Source organism: Streptomyces sp. NPDC016845 (assembly GCF_044332585.1).
Classification (GTDB): domain Bacteria; phylum Actinomycetota; class Actinomycetes; order Streptomycetales; family Streptomycetaceae; genus Streptomyces.
The window spans coordinates 43,815-67,320 of sequence record NZ_JBIRPI010000011.1 but is presented as its reverse complement, the minus strand read 5'-3'; the positions used below and the strand labels follow the sequence as shown (position 1 = coordinate 67,320).

At 71.1% G+C, this 23,506-nt stretch carries 25 protein-coding genes; 16 read left to right on the top strand and 9 right to left on the bottom strand.

The features are described from left to right. Nucleotides 1-248: 248 nt before the first annotated feature. Together ACH4RC_RS25075 and ACH4RC_RS25070 are read left to right on the top strand one after the other, a co-directional pair. Complete coding sequence (locus ACH4RC_RS25075) at nucleotides 249-851, top strand: cysteine hydrolase family protein (protein WP_398204844.1); 603 nt, start codon at nucleotides 249-251, stop codon at nucleotides 849-851. Nucleotides 852-907: 56 nt separating this feature from the next. Continuing rightward, nucleotides 908-1,165 (top strand): WhiB family transcriptional regulator, encoded by a 258-nt coding sequence (locus tag ACH4RC_RS25070; protein ID WP_398205160.1) that lies wholly within the window; start codon nucleotides 908-910, stop codon nucleotides 1,163-1,165. 12 nt (nucleotides 1,166-1,177) lie between these two features. On the opposite strand, the gene ACH4RC_RS25065 is transcribed toward ACH4RC_RS25070, so the two are convergent. Then, nucleotides 1,178-2,005 carry an alpha/beta fold hydrolase gene (locus tag ACH4RC_RS25065; protein WP_398204842.1) on the bottom strand — a complete coding sequence of 276 codons (828 nt, stop codon included), beginning with the start codon at nucleotides 2,003-2,005 and terminating at the stop codon, nucleotides 1,178-1,180. A 162-nt stretch (nucleotides 2,006-2,167) separates the two neighbouring features. Between ACH4RC_RS25065 and ACH4RC_RS25060 the strand changes: the two genes are divergently transcribed. Further along, nucleotides 2,168-2,446, top strand: a complete 279-nt coding sequence (locus tag ACH4RC_RS25060) for a hypothetical protein (protein ID WP_398204840.1) — start codon at nucleotides 2,168-2,170, stop codon at nucleotides 2,444-2,446. A gap of 27 nt (nucleotides 2,447-2,473) precedes the next feature. Continuing rightward, nucleotides 2,474-2,866 (top strand): VOC family protein, encoded by a 393-nt coding sequence (locus tag ACH4RC_RS25055; protein ID WP_398204838.1) that lies wholly within the window; start codon nucleotides 2,474-2,476, stop codon nucleotides 2,864-2,866. 1 nt (nucleotide 2,867) lies between these two features. Here ACH4RC_RS25055 and ACH4RC_RS25050 read toward each other — a convergent pair whose 3' ends face one another. From ACH4RC_RS25050 to ACH4RC_RS25035, 4 genes are all read right to left on the bottom strand, one after another. Next, a complete protein-coding gene (locus ACH4RC_RS25050; protein ID WP_398204835.1) occupies nucleotides 2,868-4,589 on the bottom strand; it encodes a PP2C family protein-serine/threonine phosphatase in 1,722 nt (573 codons plus the stop codon). Nucleotides 4,590-4,941: 352 nt separating this feature from the next. Next, nucleotides 4,942-5,514: a MarR family winged helix-turn-helix transcriptional regulator gene (locus ACH4RC_RS25045; RefSeq protein WP_398204832.1), complete on the bottom strand. Its 573-nt coding sequence runs from the start codon at nucleotides 5,512-5,514 to the stop codon at nucleotides 4,942-4,944. Nucleotides 5,515-5,610: 96 nt separating this feature from the next. Beyond that, entirely contained in the window at nucleotides 5,611-6,885 is a 1,275-nt protein-coding gene (locus ACH4RC_RS25040) for a cytochrome P450 (RefSeq protein WP_398204828.1), read from the bottom strand. Between the two features lie 22 nt (nucleotides 6,886-6,907). Continuing rightward, nucleotides 6,908-8,263 (bottom strand): glutamine synthetase family protein, encoded by a 1,356-nt coding sequence (locus tag ACH4RC_RS25035; RefSeq protein WP_398204826.1) that lies wholly within the window; start codon nucleotides 8,261-8,263, stop codon nucleotides 6,908-6,910. Nucleotides 8,264-8,463: 200 nt separating this feature from the next. On the opposite strand from ACH4RC_RS25035, the gene ACH4RC_RS25030 reads away from it, so the two are divergent. From ACH4RC_RS25030 to ACH4RC_RS24990, 9 genes are all read left to right on the top strand, one after another. Next, the gene (locus ACH4RC_RS25030) at nucleotides 8,464-9,939 is read left to right on the top strand and encodes an APC family permease (RefSeq protein WP_398204823.1); all 1,476 of its coding nucleotides are present in this window, start codon (nucleotides 8,464-8,466) and stop codon (nucleotides 9,937-9,939) included. A gap of 32 nt (nucleotides 9,940-9,971) precedes the next feature. Further along, nucleotides 9,972-10,712 carry a gamma-glutamyl-gamma-aminobutyrate hydrolase family protein gene (locus ACH4RC_RS25025; RefSeq protein WP_398204820.1) on the top strand — a complete coding sequence of 247 codons (741 nt, stop codon included), beginning with the start codon at nucleotides 9,972-9,974 and terminating at the stop codon, nucleotides 10,710-10,712. A gap of 76 nt (nucleotides 10,713-10,788) precedes the next feature. Beyond that, a complete protein-coding gene (locus tag ACH4RC_RS25020) occupies nucleotides 10,789-11,397 on the top strand; it encodes a cysteine hydrolase family protein (protein ID WP_398204818.1) in 609 nt (202 codons plus the stop codon). A 501-nt stretch (nucleotides 11,398-11,898) separates the two neighbouring features. After that, complete coding sequence (locus ACH4RC_RS25015) at nucleotides 11,899-13,374, top strand: pyridoxal phosphate-dependent decarboxylase family protein (protein WP_398204815.1); 1,476 nt, start codon at nucleotides 11,899-11,901, stop codon at nucleotides 13,372-13,374. Beyond that, the gene (locus ACH4RC_RS25010) at nucleotides 13,371-14,924 is read left to right on the top strand and encodes a hypothetical protein (protein ID WP_398204813.1); all 1,554 of its coding nucleotides are present in this window, start codon (nucleotides 13,371-13,373) and stop codon (nucleotides 14,922-14,924) included. The genes ACH4RC_RS25015 and ACH4RC_RS25010 overlap by 4 nt, the downstream gene beginning before the upstream one ends. A gap of 46 nt (nucleotides 14,925-14,970) precedes the next feature. Next, a complete protein-coding gene (locus ACH4RC_RS25005; RefSeq protein WP_398204810.1) occupies nucleotides 14,971-15,408 on the top strand; it encodes a hypothetical protein in 438 nt (145 codons plus the stop codon). 55 nt (nucleotides 15,409-15,463) lie between these two features. Beyond that, the gene (locus ACH4RC_RS25000; RefSeq protein WP_398204809.1) at nucleotides 15,464-16,306 is read left to right on the top strand and encodes a hypothetical protein; all 843 of its coding nucleotides are present in this window, start codon (nucleotides 15,464-15,466) and stop codon (nucleotides 16,304-16,306) included. Nucleotides 16,307-16,320: 14 nt separating this feature from the next. Further along, nucleotides 16,321-16,752, top strand: a complete 432-nt coding sequence (locus tag ACH4RC_RS24995; protein ID WP_398204808.1) for a hypothetical protein — start codon at nucleotides 16,321-16,323, stop codon at nucleotides 16,750-16,752. 13 nt (nucleotides 16,753-16,765) lie between these two features. Continuing rightward, a complete protein-coding gene (locus ACH4RC_RS24990) occupies nucleotides 16,766-17,329 on the top strand; it encodes a hypothetical protein (RefSeq protein ID WP_398204805.1) in 564 nt (187 codons plus the stop codon). Nucleotides 17,330-17,437: 108 nt separating this feature from the next. Here ACH4RC_RS24990 and ACH4RC_RS24985 read toward each other — a convergent pair whose 3' ends face one another. Both ACH4RC_RS24985 and ACH4RC_RS24980 read right to left on the bottom strand, forming a co-directional pair. Continuing rightward, nucleotides 17,438-17,644, bottom strand: coding sequence for a cold-shock protein (locus tag ACH4RC_RS24985; RefSeq protein ID WP_398204803.1), 207 nt, complete (start codon nucleotides 17,642-17,644; stop codon nucleotides 17,438-17,440). Nucleotides 17,645-17,731: 87 nt separating this feature from the next. Next, on the bottom strand, nucleotides 17,732-18,355 hold the full coding sequence (locus ACH4RC_RS24980) for an alpha/beta hydrolase family protein (protein ID WP_398204801.1): 624 nt from the start codon (nucleotides 18,353-18,355) through the stop codon (nucleotides 17,732-17,734). Nucleotides 18,356-18,452: 97 nt separating this feature from the next. Between ACH4RC_RS24980 and ligA the strand changes: the two genes are divergently transcribed. Next, nucleotides 18,453-20,552: an NAD-dependent DNA ligase LigA gene (ligA, locus tag ACH4RC_RS24975; RefSeq protein ID WP_398204799.1), complete on the top strand. Its 2,100-nt coding sequence runs from the start codon at nucleotides 18,453-18,455 to the stop codon at nucleotides 20,550-20,552. 10 nt (nucleotides 20,553-20,562) lie between these two features. Here ligA and ACH4RC_RS24970 read toward each other — a convergent pair whose 3' ends face one another. Both ACH4RC_RS24970 and ACH4RC_RS24965 read right to left on the bottom strand, forming a co-directional pair. Beyond that, nucleotides 20,563-21,279: an MIP family channel protein gene (locus tag ACH4RC_RS24970; RefSeq protein ID WP_398205158.1), complete on the bottom strand. Its 717-nt coding sequence runs from the start codon at nucleotides 21,277-21,279 to the stop codon at nucleotides 20,563-20,565. A 138-nt stretch (nucleotides 21,280-21,417) separates the two neighbouring features. Next, the gene (locus ACH4RC_RS24965) at nucleotides 21,418-21,930 is read right to left on the bottom strand and encodes a cupin domain-containing protein (RefSeq protein WP_398204796.1); all 513 of its coding nucleotides are present in this window, start codon (nucleotides 21,928-21,930) and stop codon (nucleotides 21,418-21,420) included. Nucleotides 21,931-22,068: 138 nt separating this feature from the next. On the opposite strand from ACH4RC_RS24965, the gene ACH4RC_RS24960 reads away from it, so the two are divergent. Together ACH4RC_RS24960 and ACH4RC_RS24955 are read left to right on the top strand one after the other, a co-directional pair. Continuing rightward, entirely contained in the window at nucleotides 22,069-22,503 is a 435-nt protein-coding gene (locus ACH4RC_RS24960) for an RrF2 family transcriptional regulator (protein ID WP_398204794.1), read from the top strand. Continuing rightward, the gene (locus ACH4RC_RS24955) at nucleotides 22,500-23,426 is read left to right on the top strand and encodes a DsbA family protein (protein ID WP_398204792.1); all 927 of its coding nucleotides are present in this window, start codon (nucleotides 22,500-22,502) and stop codon (nucleotides 23,424-23,426) included. The genes ACH4RC_RS24960 and ACH4RC_RS24955 overlap by 4 nt, the downstream gene beginning before the upstream one ends. Nucleotides 23,427-23,506: the final 80 nt, after the last annotated feature.

Here is a 23,506-nt window from a genome sequence, read left to right as displayed (position 1 = left end):
TCGGGCCGTTCAGCGGGGCCCGCACTCCCCGCGTTCCCAGACATGTCACCGGCACTCACCCTTTTCCCGCGCTTCTCCATCGTGACCTGCGTCGATGGCCCGCGCATGCGGTGCGCGCCCGCATGCATCGCGCGGGCGCCACCGGGGTACCCGGGGCGATCGTCGGCTCCGGTGGCCGTGTGGCGGGAACGTCACATGCGTGTCCAGCCTGGTGGGGGCCGCTGTGCGAGGAAAGAGGGTTTCGTGCCATGACCGCGCAAGCGAGGGAACAGTGGCCGTGCGCGCTGATCGTCATCGACATGATCAACACGTACGACCATCCGGACGCGGACGCGCTCCTGCCCTCGGCCCGCAAGATCGTGCCGGTGGTGGCCGAGCTGATCCGCTCGGCGCGCGAGCACGACGTGCCCGTGGTCTACGTGAACGACAACTTCGGGCAGTGGCGCTCCCATCAGGGCGCCCTCGTCGACGCGGCGCTCGCGGGACCGCACGCGGATCTGGTGGACCCGATCCGGCCGGACGACGACGCCCTGTTCGTCGTGAAGGCCCGGCACTCGATCTTCTACGAGACCCCGCTGACGTATCTGCTGTGGGAGCTGGGTGTGCGCCGGACCGTCCTCACCGGGCAGGTCACCGAGCAATGTGTGCTGTACTCGGCGCTCGACGCCCATATCCGGCACCTGGACGTGACCGTGGTCTCCGACGCCGTCGCCCACATCCACCCCGAACTGGCCGACGCCGCCCTCGAGATGATGCGCAGGAACATGGGCGCGCGGATCGTCCGGGGCGACGAGGTCTCCTTCGGCGACGGGGCGTCGGATCCGGGGCGCGCGAACGGTTGTTGTTCCTGAGGTTGTGGGTACCCGCGCTGCTTCCGACACCCATGAGGAGGCGCGAGATGGACGAGATGGAGTGGCTGAACAGGGCGGCGTGCGTCTGGGAGGACCCGGAGCTGTTCTTCCCGGTAGGAGGCTCGGGGCCCGCCCTCCAGGACGAGCACGACGCGAAGAAGGTCTGCCACCGGTGCCCGGTGATGTCCCAGTGCCTGGAGTGGTCCCTGGACACGAAGCAGACGTCCGGGGTCTGGGGCGGCACGTCGGAGACCGAACGCGCCGCCCTGCTGAAGGCGCGCCGCAGGAACCGGCAGAAGGCGCACGCCGGTTGAGGGGAGCGCGGTTCAGGACCCGAGGAACTCGATCAGGTCCTTGTTGAACCTCTCCTTGTCGCCGGGCACGAGCGCGATGCCGTGGGAGCCGCCTTCGTAGACCTTGAGCTGGGCACCGGGCACCAGCTCGGCGGTCTTGCGGCCGGTGGCGTCGATGGGGACGACCTGGTCGTCGTCGCCGTGCACCACCAGGAGCGGGATGTCGAACTTCCGCAGATCGTCGTGGAAGTCGGTGTACGCGAAGGCGTCCACGCAGGCCACCCCGCCCTCGATGGTCTCGGCCATCGCCATGTACCAGAAGGCGTCCTTGTTGCCCTCGGTGACCTTGTTGTCCGGCCGGTCGGCGGAGAAGAAGCCGACGGCGGTGTCCTTCCAGAACTGCGAGCGTTCGTTCAGGATCCCGGCCTTGAGGTCGTCGAAGACGCTCCGCGGGACGCCCTCCGGGTTGTCCGGGCCCTGGACCATGAGCGGCGGGATCGCGGACAGCAGCACCGCGGATCTGATCCGGGACGTGCCGTGGCGCCCGATGTAGCGGGCGAGTTCGCCACCGCCCATCGAGTGCGCGACCAGGGTGACGTCGCGCAGGTCGAGGCCGGTGAGGAGGTCGTTCAGGTCGTCGGCGAAGGTGTCGAAGTCGTAGCCGTCGAAGACCGGCGTCGATCGCCCGTGGCCCCGGCGGTCGTGCGCGATGGCGCGGAAACCGGCGTCGGCGACCGCCTTGAGCTGGTCCTGCCAGGCGTCGCCGTTGAGCGGCCAGCCGTGGATGAACACGACCGGGCGGCCGCTTCCCCAGTCCTTGTAGAAGATCTCCACACCGTCACGGGTCCTGCAGATGGGCACGATGTTCTCCTCGCCGGTAGGCGGGTGGGTGGGGGGACAGCACGCCGCAGCTCGCACAGCTGTACGGACGGCACGCACGCACCTCATTGAACCGGCTCGCCGCATACGCCGCATGTCGGACGTGCGCGGCCTTCCGCCGCCCGGCCGGTGATGATGGATCACATGGATGTGACCTACGAAGAAGAGCTGCCGGCTCCCCTCGTGCGGGCCGAGAGCGCGCTGGACAGTCTGCTGGCGCGCTACGCACAGCGGATCGAGCGGCAGCGCGACGCCGCCGCCCCCGACCCGGAGCGGCTGGCGCAACTCGTCGCCGAACGGGAGGAGCTCCTCACCGACAAGGACCTCCTGCGCGGCCTGAGCGAGGAGCAGCTGGTGCAGGTGACCGCCATCTACGAGACCCGCAACGACTCCCTGGACTCGCCGCAGCCCGACGCCCGGTGACGGCCCGCGCTCCCGTAGGCTCCCCGCATGCTGCGACTCGGATATCCCGTCATCGGCGTCACGGACCTGACCCGCGCGGTGGACTTCTGGACGCGGGCGCTGCCCCTGGTCGACACCGGGGAGTGGGCGAGCGACACCTGGCGGACCCTGCACCACGCCGACGGTTCAGGACGCGCCCTGGGCCTCATGGTCAGCGCCTCGCCCGCCGAACCCCGTCCCCGGCTCCACCTCGACCTCTTCACGGAGTCGGAGGACGAGCAGCGGGCGGAGACCGAGCGGCTCGTCGGGCTCGGCGCCCGCGTGGTCGACTGGGACTATCCGGCCGACCCCGACTTCGTCGTCCTCGCCGACCCCGACGACAACGTCTTCTGCGTCGTCGACCTGAGCCGGGCGCCCAGCGGCGGCGGCCCGGCCCAGTGATTCAGCCCGTGTCGATCCTGCGCAGGGCGAGCAGCGTCGCGTCGTCCGTGCGGTGCGGCCCGTCGAGGCGCGTGACGAGCCGCTCCGCGAAGTCCTGGAGCGCGGCGTGCCCGGTGGCGGGCGGTGCCTCGGCCAGACACTCCTGAGCGGCGTCGAGGAAGCGCCGGGTGTCCAGGCCGGGGTCGGAGCCCCGGCGCTCGGTCAGCCCGTCCGAGTACATCAGCACGATGTCGCCGATCCGCAAGGTGGCGGTCGCGGCGGTGTACTCCGTGTCGCACAGGACGCCGAGCGTGAGCCCCGGACCGCCGTCGGGGTCCGGCAACTGCGCGGCGCGGCCGTCCCGCAGCAGGACGGGGCGCGGGTGGCCGGCGCACGTCCAGCGCAACAGGGCGTCCTCGGGGTGGTACCGGGCGATGATCGCGGTGGCGGTCGACTCGGTGCCGTCGGCGCAGGCCACCTCGTTCAGCCAGTGCGTGAGGCGCTCCACGGGCTGTTCGGTGTAGGCGAGCCCGGCGAGCGCGTAACGGAGTTTGGCCATGAGCGTGGCCGCCTCCAGGCCGTGCCCGCGCGCGTCGCCGAGCGCGATCAGCGGATGCCCGTCGGGCGTCTTGCGGGCCTTGTACCAGTCGCCGCCGACGCCTGCCTCGCGCGCGTCGGGCCGGTACACGGCCGCCGCGTCGAGCCCGAACGCGGCGAGTTCGTCCTGGAAGTGCGGCAGGACCGCGTCGCGCAGGACGTCGGCGACCTCCGTGACGGCCTCCGCGTGTTCGAGCTGCCGGTGGGCCTCGCGCGCGGCGCTCTCCGCGCTCTCGCGCCGCCGTCGTTCGGCGGTGACGTCGATGAGCACCGCCCGCAGCGCCCACACCAGACTCCCGGGCGCGATCCGCACCGGCTCGGCGACCATCCGGAACACCCGCGCCCCCGCCCCGGCGAACCGCAGCTCGCACTCCGTCTTCCGCTTGCGCAGGATGACGTCGTACAGCGTCTGGTAGAGCCGGGGCAGGCTGTGCGGGGTGACGGTTCCGGCCAGGTCGTAGAGGGTCGGTACCGAGGTGCGGTCGGTGAGCCCGAGGACGTCGCGGAAGCCGTGGGACGGCTCGACGTGCAGATCGCCTAGGTTCCACTCCGCCCAGCAGGTCCGCACCAGTTGCTGGGCGGCGTCGGCCATCCGCAGGCGGTGCCCGCGCTCCCACGTGAGCAGCAGGTGGTCGCCGCACGGGGCCACCCGCACCTCGTCGTTCAGGCGTACGGGGCCCGCGGCCGTGGTGACCAGCCACTCCACCGTCTCGGGCCCCTGCGGCGCGCGGTCGCGGTGGGCGCGGGCCAGCATCGCGGGAACGGCCGTGTCCGCGAGCGCGGGAAAGTGCTCGAACAGCGAGAGCGGGCCCGACCAGCGCGGCAGCCTCGCGTCCGGGAGGCGGTCCGCCCCGTAGGCGCGGGACGCCTTGTTCTGCCCCAGGTAGAAGGCGTCACGGAGCCCGCCGTCGGGACCGACGACGGGCGCGACGAGCAGCGCGGGCAGCGGCACCGCGTCGAGCACCTCCTGCCCGGAGGGCGTGGACGGGTCCACCGGCGGGGCGGGGACGCCGTCGCTGAGCCGCGCGGAAGGCCGTTGCAGTTCGGTGTAGGCCCGGATGCGCCGCCGCTGGGAGTCGAGCAGGGCGTGGACCGCCCGCAGCTCCAGGCGTGCGCGCACGTCGCGTCTGGAAGTGGCTGCGTCCATGGGTGCGGTGCCTTCTGTACGGGTGGGGTCTGTGGTGGCGTGGGGGCGGGGTCCTCGTTGACGTACGGGCGGCAGTGGCGGTGTCGAACACGATCGGCGCGGCAGGCGCGGGCGGCCAGTCGGCCTGCGCCATGTGGCGGTGTCGGGTCCGACGGCCCCGCCGCCGTACCCGGGGCTCGACACTCGGCACTCGACTCTTGACCGAGGAGAACCCATGAAGCGCGCACGTCCGGGCCGAACCGCCCTCCTTGCCGCCCCTGCCCGCCGCCCTGCAACCCGGAGATGCGGCACGTCTCCAACGACGCCGGGCGGCGCCTGGGCTACCTGCGCGAGGCCGACGTGAACTGCTGAGTCAGCCCCGCGCGCGGCGGCCGCTGCGGCGCGGGGTGGGGGCGGCGCCGTTGAGCAGGGTGCGGCGCCGGTCCTCGCCCTCCTCCTCGACCTGCTGCACCACGCGCCGCAGGCCGTCGGCGAGACCGCGGCACTCGGCGTCGCTCAGCCGGGAGGTGACGAAGGCCTCCTCCTCGTTGAACGCGGGGAACACCTCGCGCATGAACTCCTCGCCCTCCTGCGTGAGGCCGAGCAGCACGAGCCGCCCGTCGCTGGGGTGCCCGGTGCGCCGCAGCAGCCCGCGTGATTCGAGGGTGCGCGAGACGCCGGTCAGCGTGCCCTTGGAGATGCCGGCCTCCTCGGCGACGTGCCGGGTCTCGGACTCGCCCCACACCCAGACGACCCACAGGACCACGAACCCGGTCCAGGTCAGGTCCGAGCCGCGCAGCACCGAGTTCTCCAGGTGCTGTCGGACGGCGGACGCGGCGCGGTAGATGTTGGCCACGGCCGCCATCTGTTCCCGCCGGACGGGGATGCCGCCGAGTTTCGCCTCGGCGAGCCGCTCCGCCTGGCTGATGGACCGCTGGCTGGGCAAGGGGCGCTCCTCCGCAAGTCAGTTCGTCGGGCACCGCATCATACGGGGGTGTGCCCGCGCGGCCCGCCCCCGTCACGGGCCGCGCATCCGGGGCGGCTAGGTGAGCGTCACCGTGACAGGCAGCTCTTTGACGCCGTTGACGAAGTTGGAGCGCACCCGGCGGACCGGGCCGCTGAGGCGCACGTCGGCGAGGCGCGGGATCAGCTCCTCGAACATGATGCGGATCTCGGTACGGGCGAGGAGGTTGCCCAGGCACAGGTGCGGGCTCGTCTTGCCGAAGGTGACATGGTCGTTCGGGGTGCGCCGCACGTCGAAGGCGTAGGGGTCGGGGAACACGTCCTCGTCACGGTTGCCGGAGGCGTACCACATGACGACCTTGTCGCCCTCCTTGATACGGGTGCCGCCGAGTTCGGTGTCGCGGGTCGCGGTGCGGCGGAAGTGGTAGACGGGGGAGGCCCAGCGCAGGAACTCCTCGACGGCGCCCGGGATCAGGGCGGGCTCGCGGCGCAGCAGGTCGAGCTGGCCGGGGTGTTCGGTGAGGGCCAGCATGGTGTGGCTGATGGCGTGGCGCGTCGTCTCGTTGCCCGCGACGACCAGGAGCAGGAAGTAGTTGTCGAAGTCCTGCGCGGAGAGCGGCACACCGTCGCGCGGGGTCTGGTTGACGAGCCGGGAGACGAGGTCGTCGCCGTCCTTGCCGTGGCGCTCCCGGGCGAGTTCACGCCCGTAGGCGAAGACCTCGGTCGCGGCGGGGGAGCGGAAGGGGAGGTCGCGGTAGCGCTCGCTGTCCGGGTCGGACAGGAGCACGTCGGCGTAGTCGGGGTCGGTGTTGCCGATGAGCCGGTTGCCCCAGTCGATGAGCTGCCGGTTGTCCTCGGGCGGTACGTCGAGGAGTCGGGCGAGGACGTTGATGGGGAAGTCCGCCGCGACGTGCGTGACGAAGTCGAAGTCCTTCAGGGGGAGCGCCGCGTCCAGGGTGCGGGCGGTCAGACCGCGCAGGAAGTCGGTGTAGCGGCTGATGACGCTGTGCCCGAACTGCCGTTGCAGCAGGGAGCGCAGGGCGCGGTGGCGGCCGCCGTCGAGCTCCAGGATCGAGGCGCGCTTGGCGATCTGGTCGTCGTCGACCTCTTCGAGGTTGACGAACCGCGTCGAGGTGAACGTCTCCGGGTCCCGGTCGACGGCGACGATGTCCGCGTGCCGGGTCACCGCCCAGAAGCCGGAGTTCGGCGCTTCCTCGGGCTGCCAGTGCACCGGGTCCTCGTGGCGCAGGGTGTGGAACATGCGCCAGGGCTCGCTGCCGTCGGTGAAGCGGTCGAGGTCGGTGAGGTCGACCGCGTCGAGGGACAGCGGCTCGGCCTGGGCGGATGCCGTCATCGAGGCTCCTAGATCTCCGGGATCACAGGTGGTCGGCGTACTCGGCGAACTCCCAGTCGGTGACGTGGCTGTGGAAGCGGGCCACCTCGTCGCGCTTGTACGTGAGGTAGGCGGCGGTGAAGTCCTTGCCGAGGAGGTGGGTGAGGTCCGTGTCCGCCTCCAGCGCGTCGAGCGCGGCGGGCAGGCTCATCGGAAGGAGCGCCGCCCGCGCGGTGTCGTACCCGTACCCCTCCAGGGGCGCGGGCGGTTCGGCCGCGTCGACGACGCCGAGCAGCGCCGCCGCGCACGCGCCCGCGACCAGCAGGTACGGGTTGGCGGAGGCGTCCCCGAGCCGCAGTTCGAGCCGGGCGCCCGCACCGCGCTCGGGCGGCACACGCACCATCGCGCTGCGGTTGTCCAGACCCCAGTCGATCAGCCAGGGCGCGAGCGTGTCGGGGCCGAACCGCTTGTAGGAGTTGACCGTGGGGTTGAGCAGCGCGGCGAGCGCCGGGGCGTGCGCGAGGAGCCCGGCGACGGCGTGGCGTGCGGTGTCCGAGAGGCCGTACGCGTCTGCCGGGTCGTCGAAGGTGTTGCCGCCGTCGCCGTCGGCGGACGACAGGTGGAGGTGGAAGCCGGACCCGCCCGCGTCGTTGAACGGCTTGGCCATGAAGGTGGCGAGCCTGCCCTCCTTGCGGGCCAGCTCCTTGACGGCGGACTTGAGGCGGAACGCCCGGTCGGCGGCGTCGAGGGCCTCGGAATGGCGCAGGTTGATCTCGAACTGCGCCCCGTCGAACTCGTGGTTCCCGGTGGTGATGCCGATGCCGAGATCGCGCAGCGGGCGCAAAACGCGCAGCAGATGGTTGTCCGGGTCGGCGCGCAGCCCGGCGGTGTAGACGGTGCCGGTGGCCGTGGAGTAGCGGCGCCAGCCGCCCGCGGCGCCGGGCTCGGGATCACACAGGAAGTACTCCAGCTCGGGCCCGGCCACCGGGGCGAGACGGTGCTCCGCACAGCGCGCGAGCACCGTGCGCAGCAGATCGCGCGGTGACTCCGCGGCGGGCGCCCCCGTACGGGCGTCGGTGACGTCGCCCAGACAGGAGGCGACCCCGGGCTCCCACGGCAGCGGGACCAGGGTTTCGAGGTCGGGCCGTACCAGCATGTCGGGCAGGCCCGCGTCCAGGCCGCCGGCGACCGGCACCACGTCGCCGCGCGGGGTGGTGTGGTAGACGGCGCGGCAGAAGGCGAGCCCGTGCGCGCAGGCCGTCGGCAGATGGTCGAGCAGCACGTCGCGGGCGCGGTCCGTGCCGAGCAGGTCGGGGTAGACGACCCGGACCACGTCGATGCCCGCCTCCAGGAGCCGCTCGGTGTGCCGGCGGAGCTGCGTCGGGTCGTGTGCGCTCACCACTGCCTCCTCGGCCGCCGCTTGTTTGGTTCCAAACGGTATGTCGACCGTAGGAATTCCGCGGCCTCCCGGCAAGCCCCACGGCGCAACTCGGCGCGGAACGGCGGGGATTGACCCCACCGGACGGCTCACCTACGTTGTTTGACACCAAACGAACTTCCGGTCGTGTCCGGTGCCCCACCGACCACCGAGGAGCCGGGATGTCGGCCCAGACCCCGCAACACCCCGCCGCCGAACGCCGTCTGCGGCCCAACGCGCTCGGTGTCGTCGGCGTCCTCTTCCTCGTCCTGTCCGCCCAGGCCCCGCTGACCGGGATCGCGGGCGCCGTGCCGCTCTCCGTCGCGCTCGGCAACGGACCGGGCGTCCCGGCCGCCTATGCCGCCGCGGGCGCGGTCGTCCTGCTGTTCTCCGTCGGCTTCGTCGCGATGAGCCGCCACGTGGTCGATCCCGGCGCGTTCTACACGTACATCGGCACGGGGCTCGGCCGGGCCGCGGGCACGGGCAGCGCCGCCGTCGCCCTCTTCGCGTACTGCACCATCCAGGCGGCGATGTACGGCCTGTACGGCGCGACCGTCGCCCAGCTCATGGACGCGCACACGGCATTGGAGTGGCCGTGGTGGGTGTGGGCCCTGCTCACCATGGCGGTCGTGCAGGTGCTCGGGATCGCCGGGATCGACATGGGCGCCCGCGTCCTCGCCGTGTTCGTGGTCGCCGAGACCAGCATCCTGCTGGCGTTCGCCCTGGTCACGCTGGTACGCGGCGGCGGCCCCGAAGGGCTCGGCGTCGCCGACAGCTTCTCGCCGGGAGCCGCCCTCGACGGCGCGCCCGGGGTGGCCATGATGTTCGCCGTCGCCTCGATGTTCGGCTTCGAGGCCACCGCCATCTACGGCGAGGAGGCCCGCGAACCGCACCGGACCGTGCCCCGCGCCACCTATCTGTCCATCACGCTGATCACCGCGTTCTTCGCCCTCACCTCCTGGATGGTGATCTCCGCCCACGGCGCCTCGCACGCCGCCGAGGCCGCGGGCAGCGCCCTGGAGAGCGGCGACTCCTCGGCGTTCGTCTTCCAGCCCATCGAGGACCTCTTCGGCTCCTGGGCGGGCGACCTGCTGCCCGTCCTGCTCGCCACCTCCCTCTTCGCGGGCATCCTCGCCTTCCACAACTCCGCCAACCGCTACCTCTTCGCCCTGGGCCGCGAGCGCCGTCTCCCGCGCGCGCTGAGCGGCCTGAACCGGCGCGGCGCGCCGTGGGCCGCGGGCGTCGTCCAGACGGCCGTCGCCGTGTGCCTCGTCGTCCCGTTCGCGCTGGCGCACAAGGACCCGGTCGTGACGCTGTTCTCCTGGTTCAGCGGCGTCGCCGTCCTCGCGATCATGCTCCTGTACTTCCTGACCTCCGTCTCCGTCGTCGTCTTCTTCCGCCGCGCCCGCCTGGACCGGCGCCTGTGGCACACCGCCCTCGCGCCCGCCCTGGGCGCCCTCGGTGTCGCCGGGGCGATCTGGCTCGTCCTGGACAACCTCACCACCCTCATCGGTGGTGACCGCACCACCGCCACCTGGCTCGCGCTGGCCGTCCCCGCGGTCTGGCTCCTGGGCGCCGTCGCCCACCTTCTCCGCCCGGTCACGCCCACGCCCACGCCCGCGCGCTCCGCCCACCCGGAGGACCCGCCCTTGACCTGACCCCCCTGCACCGAACTCCCCGAGGAATGCCTGTGACCCGTCCCGCCCCCCCTGCCCGCCCCCTCATCGCGATTCCCGCTCGTTTCGCCGTCTCCACGTCCGCGCTGCGCCACGCCGCCGAGGTCGTCGGGCGCGCGTTGGTCGAAGCCGTCTGGCGGGCGGGCGGCGAGCCCGTGACCCTCCATCCGCACGCACCGAACGGCAGTTGCGACCCCGCGCTCGTCGCCGACCGCTTGACGCGCTTCGACGGCGTCCTGCTGCCGGGCGGCGGTGAACTGGCCACGGGCCGCTACGGGTCCGCGCCGGTGTACGGCACCACGTACGACGCCGACGCCGAGCAGGACGGATTCGACCTGGCCCTGGTCCACCACGTGCTCCGCACCGAACTGCCGCTCCTCGCGATCTGCCGCGGCCTCCAGGCCGTCAACGTGGCGCTCGGCGGCACACTGCAGGAACACCTCGCGGGCTGGCGGCGCGAGCACCACAACCTCGTCCACCAGGTCACCGTCGAGCCTGCCACCCTCCTCGAACTGAGCATGGGCGCCCAGGTGGTGACCGCCTCCTGCCTGCACCATCGCCGGGTGGACCGGGTGGGCGCGGGCCTGAAGGTCAGCGCGCAGGCGGCCGACGGCACCCGCGAGGCGCTCGAACTCCCGCACCGGCGGGCCTGGTTCGCGGGTGTGCAATGGCACCCGGAACACACGGCCGTGCACGACCCGGCCCAGCAGGCGCTGTTCGAGGCGTTCGTGCGGGCGACGGGGGTGCCCCGGTGACGACACGCACAGCACGGACGAGCCGGACGACAGAGACGACGCAGAAAGCACCGACTGCCGGAAGGAAGACCTCACCATGAAACGTGCCCTCGTGGTCATCGACGTTCAGAACGAGTACGTCACGGGCGCCCTGCCCATCGCCTACCCGGCGCTCCCCGAGAGCCTCGGGAACATCGCCGTGGCCATCGACACCGCCGTCCAGGAGGGCGTCCCGGTCGTGGTCGTGCAGCACGCGGCCCCGGCGGGCTCGCCCATGTTCGCGCGCGGCTCCCACGGATTCGCCCTGCACGACGTGGTGGCGGCCCGGCCGCACGACCACCTCGTGGAGAAGACCCTGCCGTCGTCGTTCGCCGGCACCGACCTCGACGCGTGGCTGCGGCGCGAGGGCGTCGACACGCTCACCATCGTCGGCTACATGACCCAGACCTGCGACGAGTCCACCGCCCGCGACGCCGTGCACCGCGGCTACCGCGTCGAGGTGCTCGCGGACGCCACCGGCGCCCTGCCGCTGTCCAACCGGACGGGAACCCTGTCGGCCGCGCAGATCCACCACGCCGTTCTCGTGGTCCTGCAGTCGTTCTTCGCTTTCGTGGCCTCGACCGCCGAATGGGTCGGTGCCGTCCGCAACAAGACACCGCTGGGTCGCCCCGACTTTGCGGCAGCGACAGATGCGGGACACGCTTAGGCCAAAGGCTGACTTTATGTCAGCATGGGCCCCGGCGCACTTCGCCGGGGCCCTTCCTTATGCAAGCGCTTGAAATTCGAACAAATGTCCTAGGTGGCGCCTGTTCATGGCCGGAAAGCGCGTCGCGAAAGACGGTCCGCGATCGCGGGGATGCGTCCGGAAGCCGACAGCCTGCCTTCCGCGGGCTGGCAGGAAACGCCGCCTTGCGGATGCGGCTTGCGACCGGTGCCCCCGTGACCGCCTGCGGATTCCACTGTCATATGCGGCGGAATCGGTAATTCTCCTTGCCTGAATACGACGCCCGGTGCGAGCGCGTTCATGACAGGAGCGTCCGCCACCGTTGCGGGGCGATCGGGCCAAATCAAGTTAGTAGAAGGCAAATTGTATATTTCCGTGTCACGGGGATCTACGGTGGTGCCGCTCCACTGCTTCCAGATCGACTGGTTTCGTTGCGTCCTGAACCATCGGGCGGACGGTAGGGAATGTGCGAGGGAGGCCCCTGTGACGGAATCGCTGCAGAGTGGATTGTTGATCGAGGCATTCGATGTACAGCTGTTCCGGGAAAGTGCCGAATCCGTTCTCGCCAAACTGGAGAAGCACCTGGCCGATCTCTCCATCCGGGGCCTGGAACTGATCGAGCCCGCCCAGCTCACCCGGGCGGCGAAGGCGCTGATGACCAAGGAGCGCGAGCGGCCCGCCGCGTTCGACGAGGCGCGGCTCTCGGAGATCGTCGACCTCTACCTCAGGACCGGCATCCAGGTGCACTCGCCGGGCTACATGGGCCGCCAGTTCTCCGGCGTCGTCCCGCTCTCCGGCGTCATCGACTTCGTCAGCTCGGTCGTGAACCAGCCCTCCTCCTTCTACGAGGCGGGCCAGCTGCCCAACGTCGTCGAACGGATCATGGCCGACGAGCTGAACAAGTTCATCGGCTTCGAACCCGGCACCTTCGCCATGGTGACCACGTCCGGCGGCTCCCTCGCCAGCCTGACCGCCCTGCTCACGGCCCGGAACAAGGCGTTTCCCGGGGTCTGGGCGCGGGGCAGCTCGGAGCTCGCGGGCCCGGCCAGACCCGCGATCGCGGTCGGCGCCGACACCCACTACAGCGTGGCGCGCGCCGCCGGCATCCTCGGCATCGGCGAGGACCGCATCGTGCGGCTCCCGCTCGACGCGGCGCGCCGCATCGACGCCGCCCGGGTCCGCCCCGCACTGGACGAGGCCGCCCGGCAGGGCCTGCACGTGTTCTGCCTGGTCGCGTCCGCGGGCACGACGTCGGTCGGCGCCTTCGACCCGCTCGACGAACTCGGCGCCGTCGCCCGCGAACGCGATCTGTGGCTGCACGTGGACGGTGCCCACGGCGCGAGTCTGCTCGTCTCGGACGACCTGCGCCACAAACTGCGCGGAATCGACCAGGCCGACTCCCTCGCCTGGGACGCGCACAAGATGATGTTCGTGCCCGCACCGTGCACCCTGCTTTTCTACCGGGACCGGGACCACAGCCGGGACGCGTTCCGGCAGACCGCGAGCTATGTGTTCGACGCACAGCCCTCCGTGTACACCGAGCTCGACAGCGGCGACAAGAACTTCGAATGCACGAAGCGTCCCATGATCATGGGTCTGTGGGTGCTCTGGGCCATGTACGGGCCGGCCCTCTTCGCCGAGAAGATCGAATATCTCTGCCGGTTGACGAGGTACGTCCACGCGATCCTCGAAGAACAGCCGGACTTCGAGACCGTGCACCGGCCCGAGGCGAATATTCTCTGCTTCCGTTACCGGCCGGAATGGATCGGCGAAAAAGAGGTGGCCGATTTCCAGGTACAGATAAGGGACCGGATCAAACATCGCGGGCAATTTTTTATCTCCAAAGTCGATATCGACGGAGTGGCCGCCCTCCGCGTGGTCATGATGAACCACCAGATCACCACCGGGCACTTCCATATGTTGCTCGACGAGATACGGAAGGCAGGAAAGGCACAGTGACGGACACGTATACGGCCACGACGCCACCCGCCGACGTCCAGGCCATGGTCGACTGGCTCATCCCGGACGCCGAACTGACGCCGCACAGCACGGAAGCGGTGACGCGCCTTCCGCCCTTCGCCGAGAAGATGCGCGAGTGCGAACGGATCTGCGGGCAGCCCTACAGCGAAATCCCCCACCAGATCCAGGACGCCCTGGTGCTGCGCCGGCTGCAGCAGATGATCCACACCATCCGGCTCAACCCGCTCTGGCGCGCCCGCCTCGACGCCGCCGGGGTGATCAGGCCGCCGGAGAGCTACAAGGAGTGGCAGCACATCCCGCTCTCCGACAAGGAGACCCAGCGCGACCTCTTCATGGGGAACAGGGAGGGGCTCGTCGTCCCGCACGGCGGCGGCGGGTTCGAGGTCGTCGCCAGCGGCGGCACCACCACCGGCAAACCGCTGGAGACCGTGTACTCGCTGCGCGAGCTGCGCGACACCTATGAGGTGGCCGGCCGCTTCCTGGGCGCCTACCAGCTCGCCGACCACCTCGCGGGCGGCGACCCCAAGTGGCTCCTCACCACGCTGGCCGACTACCAGATGTGGAGCAGCGGCACCATGGTCGGCGGGGTGCTGCAGAGCGTGCCGGGCGTCAACTACATCGGCGCGGGACCCGTCACCGCCCCCGTCCTGGAGCACCTCTTCTCCTACCGCGGCCCGAAGGCGCTCATGGGCATCTCGGCGGGCATCGCCATCCTCGCCGAACTGGGCGCGGGCATGAGCCGACAGGCCAGGGAGAGCTTCCGCGTCGCGCTCTACGGCAGCGGGGTCCTCGCCCAGCGCAACCGGGCCGAACTCAAGGCGCTCTACCCGAACCTGGCGATCCTCAGCTACTTCGCCGCAACGCAGGCCGAGACCGTCGGACTCCAGCTGGACGAGGAGAGCCCCGCCCTGACCGCCGTACCGGGCCTGCACCTGATCGAGATCGTCGACGAGGCCGGGTACTGGGTCCCCGAGGGCGAGGAGGGCGAGCTGGTCGTCACCCGGCTGCACGCCCACGAGGCGCCCCTGCTGCGGCTGAAGCTCGGCGACCGCATGATCCGCAGGCCGCGCCTGGACGGAGCGACGGGGCCCAAGGCGCTGCAGTTCGAGTTCGCCGGCCGGACCGGGGACGTCCTGCACCTCAACGACAGCCAGTACTCCGCGGTCCGCGCGTACAGCGCGCTGCGCGACGAGCTGAAGGCGGCCGGCGTCGTGGACCTGGACCAGTCGGCCCACGAGATCCAGTTCGCCAACCACCGCGAGAACCGGACGCTCACCCTGTACGCGGCCGTGGACGACGTGCTCGGCCCGACCTACCGCGTCGACTCCCTGCTCGGCGCGAAAGGGCTGCACAAGGTGCTCGTCACCGCTCTGCCGCGCTCCCTGTCCCTGTTCAACGACGGCGAGGCCAACCCCGCCTCGATCGCGAAGACCGGCTACCGGCTGCAGATCAGGTTCGTGCCCCGCCACTCGCCCGACATCCAGCGCACGGCGGTCGGCAAGGTGCCGCTGGTCCGCGACCACACCTGAGAGTTCCGTCTCCGCATGCAATCCGGACAACCCGCAGGAGGAACGAGTGGCTTACCAACCGCAGGTCAACATCATCGCCGTGGTCGATGTCATGGGCGCCCTCTCCGGAGGGACCCTGCTCAACGGCAACCTCTGCATGATGGACAACAGCAGCGACGACAGCAGCGGCCAGGGGACGCCGCACCTGTGCACCTCCGTGCGCCCCGGCCAGGTCGTCCAGTGGACCGTTCTCGCCGTCGACCTGCAGACGCCGGTCGAGATCAAGAACATCACCTTCCTCGGCCAGAACGGCGACGAGGCGGTGCCGGGCGAGCGCCTGTCCTCCGACAGTGACGGCGACGCGCTCGACCTGGCGCACTGGGCGGGCATGGTCCCGCCCGACCTGACCCCGGGCACGCCGCACAAGTACCGACTGGAACTGCAGATGTACGAAGGCGCGCACAGCGTGCTCCACATCGACTCACCGGCCCTGATGGGCGCGTGAGCGGGGCGAGCGGCTCGGAACCGACCGGCGACCGACCAGAACGACGAGGTGAAGCATGGCACAACAGCTCGCGATCATCGTGCTCGTGGACATCGGCAACGCCCTGGAGGCCAACACCCTGCAGGGCAACACCTACCTGTTCGACAACATGAAACTGCACGGCTCGGAGGGACAGGGCACCGGCGATCTCGTCACCGCCATCCACGGTGCCTACTGGCGCGACGGCTCCCAGGCCACCGAGCAGGTGCTCAACTGGCTGCCCTACAGCCTGGGTTCGATCCCGCCGACCGTGCCGCGCGGCTACGAGGCGAACCGGGCCCGGCAGAGCGACGCCCAGGCCCTGGAGGAGCTGGACGAGATCACGGCCAAACCCGGCGCGCTCAGCTCGGACCCCGCGGCCGACCTGCGCAAGATCCGCCAGACCGTCGGCACCCGGGTCAAGACGACCCGGCGCACCAAAGGCCGCCTCTCGAACCAGAAGGTCCTCGACGTCACCGGTGAGGTCGTCACCGACGCCACCGCGGGCGCGTACAGCTACCCGGGGCCGGTGATCACCGACATCTACGGCCAGGCCGTCGACGAGAAGATCATGTATCCGGCCGAGTACGGCTCCCCGGACCTGGTCACCGACGGCTGGTACTGGTCCGCGACCGTCGACTCCTCCCGGCCCGGCACGTACTCCTACATGATGCGCATCCAGCTCCACAAGCTGGTGCTGCGGGGCAGCGAGTCGCTCTGGGAGCCGGTGAACCTGACCTGCGAGTCCAAGCTCAAGGTCACCAGCGAGCCCAAGATCAACGGCTTCACGGGGGCGGGCCTCGGCCTGCTGCCCATCCCCACGTCCGCCCGTGGATCCGCGACCCCGCACGGGGACGCTCCGCGGGAAACCACCGCCTAGCCGAGGAGCGGCAGATGACCACCAGGAAAAGGCTGGAGACCAACGTCGGCCGGCGCCCCGTCTCGATCACCGCGGTGGTGGACGCCGTGGGCGCCCTCGCCACCGGCACCCTCCACGGCAACCTGTACTTCTACGACACCAACAAGGCCGCCGGCTCCACCGGGTTCGGCACCGAGGAGCTGCGCACCCGCGTCCGCGCCGGCGACCAGCTGCTGTGGGGCGTGCTCGCCCTGGAGTGCGAGGCCTACCTGGCCATCGACGGCATCATCGTCGACCCCGAGCTGGTCGTACCCGAGCGCCGGGTCTACCCCGGTACGGACGTCGCGTACTGGATCGGGACGGTGAAGAGGGACACCACGGTCCCGGTCCCCTACCAGATCAAGTTCAAGGTCGGTTCCCGGGACGAGCCGCTCACCACCCCGCTCTCCCCGAGCCTCGTCGGCTAGCCCAGGAGGAACGATGAGTACGAGCACAGCCCCGCGCACCACCGGTCTCGAGCAGAAGCAGAACCCGGGCCAGCTCAACTCGGTCCAGCTCAACATCGTCACTCTGATCGACATGGAACGGGCGACGGCGACCGGCTCGCTCGACGATTCGATGTGGATGGTGGACAACAGCATCGGCGGCGACGGCCAGGGCACCAACCATCTGCAGACGGTCTGCAAGCAGGGGCAGGTCCTCAACTGGATCATCCGCCCCATCGACATGGAGAAGCGGCTCGACAACACCTGGCCGCCCATGCCGAAGATCAACAGCATCGTTCTGCTCGACACGGAGTCCGGGGACGAGGAGGACGTGGCCGAGCGCAAGATATTCACCGAGCTGAAGATCTATGGAGCACCGGACCGCATGCGCGACAAGTTCACCCCGGTGTACTACTACTGGGCCGGCACCATCCTGAGCACCGCCAGGCCCGGCCTGTACCGCTACCGCCTGGTCCTGGAGCTGGAGCAGGAGCACACCCGCGAGAAGCTCTACCTGAACACCGCCCGGCACCCCTCGCTCCGCGTCCTCGCGGTGTGAGGCGACGACCGGTGTGAGGCGACGACCGGTGTAGGGGAGTGAACGACCGGCGGGGCGGGGACGGCCGAAGCCGTCCCCGCCCCGCCGGGCATGTCATGCCGTGATGGCTCAGCTGCCGCGGACGATGTTCTCCGCCTGCGGGCCCTTCTGGCCCTGCGTGATGTCGAAGGTGACCGCTTCACCCTCGACGAGCTCACGGTAGCCGTTGCCGGCGATGTTGCTGTAGTGGGCGAACACGTCGGGGCCGCCCCCGCTCTGCTCGATGAAGCCGAAGCCCTTTTCGGAGTTGAACCACTTCACGGTGCCGCTGGCCATACTGCTGTCCTTCTTCTCACGCCCGACTCGGGCGAGCTTGAATGGTCAGGCCGCGCTCCCAAGATCGGGATTGCGCCCTGCTCCGTCCTACCCCCGTTCGATCGTCGTCACACCAGCCGATCCGAACTCCGGAAAGTATTCGCGCAGAGGGCCGCCACGTGGTGCCCCGCGCGCGTGGCGGCGGGGGAGTGGGAAGGGCGGCATTTCCCGAGGCCGGGGTCGTACGCGGACATGATGACGCCCGCGTGGTCGGTGCCCGGCAGCACGTCCAGCGGTGCGGGCGGGCACGTCGTAGCGGCCCGCCACGGCGACCACGGCCGTGGGCCGCCACCCCGCGACCACGTCGGGGCGGAGCGCGACGCCGACGGCCGCCCCGGCCCCGGCCGACCACCCGGCCAGGACGAGGCGCTCCGGGTCACCGCCCAGGGCGGCAGCGTGCTCACGCGCGTGGGCGAGGGACGCGAGCAGGTGGGAGCGGCCGCTGTCAGGTGCGTCGGAGCGCCAGTCGGGCACGAGCACGAGCAGCCCCTCGCGCGCGATCCGCTCCGCGAGCGCGCCCATGACGTCCTTCTCGTCCGGACCGAGCCCGTGCCACAGCAGCACCACCGGGACCGGCCCGTCGGCGGAGGGCGCGTAGACGTCGAGGTGCTGACGCGGACCGTCGGCGGTGCCGGTGCAGGGAACATCGCGCGTGACGGTGATCTCGTGCATCTGAGGTGGCGTCCGTTCCTGTCGTGATCGTGTGCGGGGCGCCCGTCACCGTAGCGTCCGAGGGGGATTGTCAGTGGTGGGCGGCAGGATGGAGGGCATGACGACGACTTCTGCCGCTCCTTCCGCGCTGCCCGCACCCCCGGCACTCTCGGACGCCGCCGCCTACGCCCAGGCCGTCGAGGAGGCCACGACGGCCGCCGCCGCGTACTACGAGGGCGGCACCTCGCGCCTCGACGACGACGCGTACGACCGGCTGGTGCGCGCGATCACCGCGTACGAGGACGCCCACCCGGACCAGGTGCTTCCGCACTCGCCGTCCGGGAAGGTCGCGGGCGGCGCGGTGGAGGGGGACGTGCCGCACACGGTGCCCATGCTGAGCCTGGACAACGTGTTCTCGGACGAGGAGTTCACCACCTGGACAGCGTCCGTCGAGCGGCGCATCGGCCGCGAGGTGGCGTCCTGGAACGTGCAGCCCAAGCTCGACGGGCTCGCGATCGCCGCCCGCTACGAGGACGGCCGCCTGACCCGGCTGATCACCCGGGGCGACGGCACCGCGGGCGAGGACGTCTCGCACGCCATCGGCACCATCGAGGGCCTGCCCGCCGGACTCCCCGAACCGGTCACGGTCGAGGTGCGCGGCGAAGTGCTGATGACGACCGCCCAGTTCGAGTACGCCAACCAGGCGCGCACCGAGCACGGCGGCGAGCCGTTCGCCAACCCGCGCAACGCGGCGGCGGGCACCCTGCGCGCCAAGGACCGCGCGTACACGGTCCGGATGACGTTCTTCTGCTACGGACTGCTCCCGCTGCCCAGCACCGGCGAGGCGCTCACCACGGAGCTGACCGGGGCGGCGCACGGCGCGCTCATGGACCACGCGGCCGGGTACGGCATCAACACGCCCGCCAGTACGCGCGTCGCGGGCGTCGTCGTCCCCACGGCCGAGGAGGTCCTCGCGCGCGTGAAGGAGATCGCCGGGCTCCGCGCCGAGCTGCCCTTCGGCATCGACGGCATCGTCGTCAAGGCCGACCTCGCCGCCGACCAGCAGGCGGCCGGCACCGGCACACGGGCCCCGCGCTGGGCCGTCGCCTTCAAGCTCCCGGCCGTCGAGAAGATCACCAAGCTGGTCGGCGTGGAGTGGAACGTGGGGCGTACCGGCATCATCGCCCCGCGCGCGGTCCTGGAGCCCGTGGAGATCGACGGCTCCACCGTCACCTACGCCACCCTGCACAACCCGGCCGACATCACCCGCCGCGACCTGCGCCTCGGCGACCATGTCATGGTCTACAAGGCGGGCGACATCATCCCCCGCATCGAGGCCCCCGTCGCCCATCTGCGCACCGGCGAGGAGCAGGAGATCGCCTTCCCGGCCGAGTGCCCGCAGTGCGGCTCCGGCATCGACACCAGCGAGCAGCGGTGGCGGTGCGAGCGCGGCCGCAACTGCTACCTCGTCGCCTCGGTCAGCTACGCGGCCGGGCGCGACCAGCTCGACATCGAGGGCCTGGGCCACACCCGGGTGGTGCAACTGGTCGAGGCGGGCCTCGTGGAGAGCCTGCCCGACCTCTTCGACCGCCTGACGCGCGAGCAGCTGCTCGCCCTGGACCGTATGGGGGAGACCAGCACCGACAAGCTGATGGCCGCCCTGGAGGCCGCCAAGCGGCAGCCGCTCTCCCGGGTCCTGTGCGCGCTCGGCATCCGTGGCACCGGACGCTCCATGTCCCGCCGCATCGCCCGGCACTTCGCCACGATGGACCTCATCAGAGCCGCCGACGCGGAGGCGATGCAGCGGGTCGACGGCATCGGCGCGGAGAAGGCCCCGGTCATCGTCGCCGAACTCGCCGAGCTGAGCGAGCAGATCGACCGGCTCGCGGCGGCCGGGCTCTCCATGACCGAGCCGGGCGCCACCCCGCCCCCGCCGCCCGGTGAGGCGCAGGACGATGCCGACGCAGGCCCGCTGGCCGGGATGAAGGTCGTGGTCACCGGCGCGATGACCGGCCCGCTCGCGGACCTCTCCCGCAACCAGATGAACGAGCTGATCGAGCGGGCGGGCGGCAAGTCCTCGGGCAGCGTCTCGAAGAACACCAGCCTCGTCGTCGCGGGCGAGGGCGCGGGCTCCAAGCGCGCCAAGGCCGAGTCGCTCGGTGTCCGTCTCGCCACCCCGGACGAGTTCGCCGAGATGGTCGCCGGCCTGATCGAGTGACGCGCCTGACTCAGGTCGCCGCCACCTCGTCGGCGATCATGCGGTCCTCGCCCGCCGGATGCGTCACGTGGTGGACGAGCGCCGCGAGCAGGCCGCCGACCAGCGGCGCGACGATGAACAGCCACAGCTGCGACAGCGCGGAACCACCGGCGAACAGGGCCGGGCCGAGGCTGCGCGCCGGGTTCACCGACGTGCCGGTCAGCGGAATGCCGATGAGGTGGATGACGGCGAGGGCGATACCGATCGGCAGCCCGTCGAAGCCGACGACCGCGACCCGGTGCGTCACCCCGAGCACCACGAACACGAGGAGGAAGGTGAGGACGACCTCGGCGAGGAACGCGCCGCCGGTGTTGATGTGCACCGCGGACCGGTCCCCGTAGCCGTTGCTGCCGAAGGCGCCGTCGGCCTGGAAGCCGGGCACCTGCTTGGCGAGCAGGAAGAGGAGCGCCGCCCCGGCGATGCCGCCGACGAACTGCGCGATCCAGTAGCCGATCGCCGTGGCCACGTCGATGCGGCGGGCGCACAGCATGCCGAGCGTCACCGCCGGATTGACGTGGCATCCGGAGATCGGCCCGAGCGCGTAGGCGAGGGCGAGCAGCACGAAGCCGAAGGCGAGCGCGATGCCGAGGGTGCCGATGAACTCGACCCCCAGGACCGCGCAGCCCACGGCGAAGAAGACCAGAAGCAGAGTCCCGAGGAACTCCGACGCCAACGCCCGCGTGCGCATCGCCATCGCCACCACCCTCACCTACGTCGAGAACACTCGTGTCGTAAGGAGAGCCTCGGCCGTACGGGGTACGGGCGCCTGCCGGGGGCGGCGATGCGGGGCCGAAGGGGTGAAGATCCGTGCCCCGTCGGCCGCGCCTCAGGCGTCCTGGGACCGCGGCGGCAGCGCGTGCAGCTTCGGCAGGTTCACCACGATCGCCTCCTGCGTGCTGCGCGCGATGACGACCACGGCCTCGTCGGCCGGGTCCGGGTTCTCCTCGCGGTGCGGTACGTACGGCGGTACGAAGATGTAGTCGCCCGGCGAGGTGCGCAGCCGGATCTCCCGCTCGCCTTCCTCCGTGTTCTCCAGGAACACGAACTCGGGGTGCCCGCCGACCACGTAGATGGCGGTCTCGGACTCGCCGTGGTGGTGATCGGAGGAGGAGGTCGCCGGGGCGACATGGGTCTGGCCCATCCACAGCTTCTCCGAGCCGACGGCCCGCCCGCTGACGGCGGCGAACCTGCGCATGCCGCCCGTCTGCGCGGTGTCACCGTCCAGGGCGTCGGCGCGGATGTGGTGCAGACGGCTCCGCAGCGGGGCCGCCGAGGCGTCCGGGGCGTCATGGAGGTGGGGGTGGAAACCTTCGCCGGGGGTGGTCAGCGGATCGCTCATGGCCGGGACGCTAAAGCGCCCGCGAAAAGGATGTCAAGAGGTGTCCATTGGCTCTCACCTGCGGCAATGTTCCCGCAACAAAGCGGTGGGGGAGTGCGCAGCGCGTTGTCGGAGCGACGGTTCAGGCATGATGGGCGCATGCATATCTCCGCGAAGGCGGACTACGCCACGCGGGCGCTCCTGGAGCTGGCCCGCGCTCCCGAACACCCGCTGACGTGTGAGGCCATCGCCTCCTCGCAAGGGGTCCCGTTCCGCTTCCTGAAGTCCGTCGTGGGCGAGTTGCGCAAGGCCGGTCTGGTGCGCAGCCAGCGCGGCTGCGAGGGCGGCTACTGGCTGGGCCGCCGTGCCGGGGAGATCACCCTCCTCGATGTCGCGCGCGCCGTCGACGGTGACCTGCTCACCCTGCGCGGCGCGCCGCTGGACGGCCTGGACTACCCGGGCGCCGCCTCCGGGCTGCCCGACGTGTACCGCCGCATCGAGGCCGACGCGTCGGCGGTCCTGGCCGGGGTCACCCTCGCCTCTCTGCTGCCGGCCGAGGCCCGTGAGCCGCAGCCGGACAGGAGCGCCGCATGACGTCCGGGGGCGGCCCGCCGGACCTCGAAGTCGTCGAGTACACCGACCCGTTCTGCCCCTGGGCGTGGGGTTCGGAGCCGACCTTCCGCCAGTTGCGGGCGGCGCTCGACGGCCGGACCCGCTGGCGCCGCGTCCACGGCATCCTGTTCGACGACGACGATGACCAGCCGCCCGACCCGATGGCGGAGATCCGCTGGTACAACGGGTACATCGAGCGGATCAGCGCCCACACGAAGGCGCCGCGTCCGGCCGTGATGTTCCGGGTCCCGGAGAGTTCCTGGGAGGCGTCCTTCGTCGCCAAGGCGGCCGAGGAGCAGGGGAGTGACGTCGCCGACCGGGTGCTGCGGCGGCTGCGCGAGGTGATGTTCCTGCACGGCCACCCTCCCGCCACCCTCGACAGCGCCCTGTCCGCCGTGCGGACGCTGCCCGGCCTCGACGCGGACCGGCTGCGGGCCGACGCCGGGTCCGACGCCGTTCGCGAACGCGTGCGGGCCGACTGCGCCGAGACGCGCGGGCCGGTCCCCGAGGCGCTGCGGGCCGACTCCGACTCGCCGCACCCGGGCGCCGCCAAGGAGACCCAGGACGGCCAACTCCGGTACGCGCTGCCCACGTTGCTGTTCCGTACGCCGGACGCTCGCCGGGTCGTCCCCGGCTGGCGCCCCTACGAGGAGTACGCGGCGGCCGTCGGGGAACTCTGCCCCGGTCTGCTGCCGGAGGCCACGCCGAGGCTGCCCGCGGCCGAGGCGCTGCGCCGCTACATGACCCTCACCGGACCCGAGGCCGCCGTGCTGACGACCGGCCCGTGGCCGCCGCCCGGGGCGCTGCGGTACGACACGGCGGGCGGTCCGCTGTGGTCCCGACCGCAGCACAGGCCCCCTGTCTGCGCGCCGCTGACCAGCGAAGAAGAACCGTCCGCCGAATGAGACACCTTTTGGTGTCCATTGACATGGGCCGATGACCGGCCCCAGGATGTGGCACATGCTTACGACGCACCCCGGTGTGG

Coding starts and splice junctions, on each gene's coding strand:
- ACH4RC_RS25075 (WP_398204844.1), top strand. CDS start 249: ATGACCGCGCAAGCGAGGGAACAGTGGCCGTGCGCGCTGATCGTCATC.
- ACH4RC_RS25070 (WP_398205160.1), top strand. CDS start 908: ATGGAGTGGCTGAACAGGGCGGCGTGCGTCTGGGAGGACCCGGAGCTG.
- ACH4RC_RS25060 (WP_398204840.1), top strand. CDS start 2,168: ATGGATGTGACCTACGAAGAAGAGCTGCCGGCTCCCCTCGTGCGGGCC.
- ACH4RC_RS25055 (WP_398204838.1), top strand. CDS start 2,474: ATGCTGCGACTCGGATATCCCGTCATCGGCGTCACGGACCTGACCCGC.
- ACH4RC_RS25050 (WP_398204835.1), bottom strand. CDS start 4,589: ATGGACGCAGCCACTTCCAGACGCGACGTGCGCGCACGCCTGGAGCTG.
- ACH4RC_RS25040 (WP_398204828.1), bottom strand. CDS start 6,885: ATGACGGCATCCGCCCAGGCCGAGCCGCTGTCCCTCGACGCGGTCGAC.
- ACH4RC_RS25030 (WP_398204823.1), top strand. CDS start 8,464: ATGTCGGCCCAGACCCCGCAACACCCCGCCGCCGAACGCCGTCTGCGG.
- ACH4RC_RS25020 (WP_398204818.1), top strand. CDS start 10,789: ATGAAACGTGCCCTCGTGGTCATCGACGTTCAGAACGAGTACGTCACG.
- ACH4RC_RS25000 (WP_398204809.1), top strand. CDS start 15,464: ATGGCACAACAGCTCGCGATCATCGTGCTCGTGGACATCGGCAACGCC.
- ACH4RC_RS24995 (WP_398204808.1), top strand. CDS start 16,321: ATGACCACCAGGAAAAGGCTGGAGACCAACGTCGGCCGGCGCCCCGTC.
- ACH4RC_RS24990 (WP_398204805.1), top strand. CDS start 16,766: ATGAGTACGAGCACAGCCCCGCGCACCACCGGTCTCGAGCAGAAGCAG.
- ACH4RC_RS24985 (WP_398204803.1), bottom strand. CDS start 17,644: ATGGCCAGCGGCACCGTGAAGTGGTTCAACTCCGAAAAGGGCTTCGGC.
- ACH4RC_RS24980 (WP_398204801.1), bottom strand. CDS start 18,355: ATGCACGAGATCACCGTCACGCGCGATGTTCCCTGCACCGGCACCGCC.
- ligA (WP_398204799.1), top strand. CDS start 18,453: ATGACGACGACTTCTGCCGCTCCTTCCGCGCTGCCCGCACCCCCGGCA.
- ACH4RC_RS24970 (WP_398205158.1), bottom strand. CDS start 21,279: ATGCGCACGCGGGCGTTGGCGTCGGAGTTCCTCGGGACTCTGCTTCTG.
- ACH4RC_RS24965 (WP_398204796.1), bottom strand. CDS start 21,930: ATGAGCGATCCGCTGACCACCCCCGGCGAAGGTTTCCACCCCCACCTC.
- ACH4RC_RS24960 (WP_398204794.1), top strand. CDS start 22,069: ATGCATATCTCCGCGAAGGCGGACTACGCCACGCGGGCGCTCCTGGAG.
- ACH4RC_RS24955 (WP_398204792.1), top strand. CDS start 22,500: ATGACGTCCGGGGGCGGCCCGCCGGACCTCGAAGTCGTCGAGTACACC.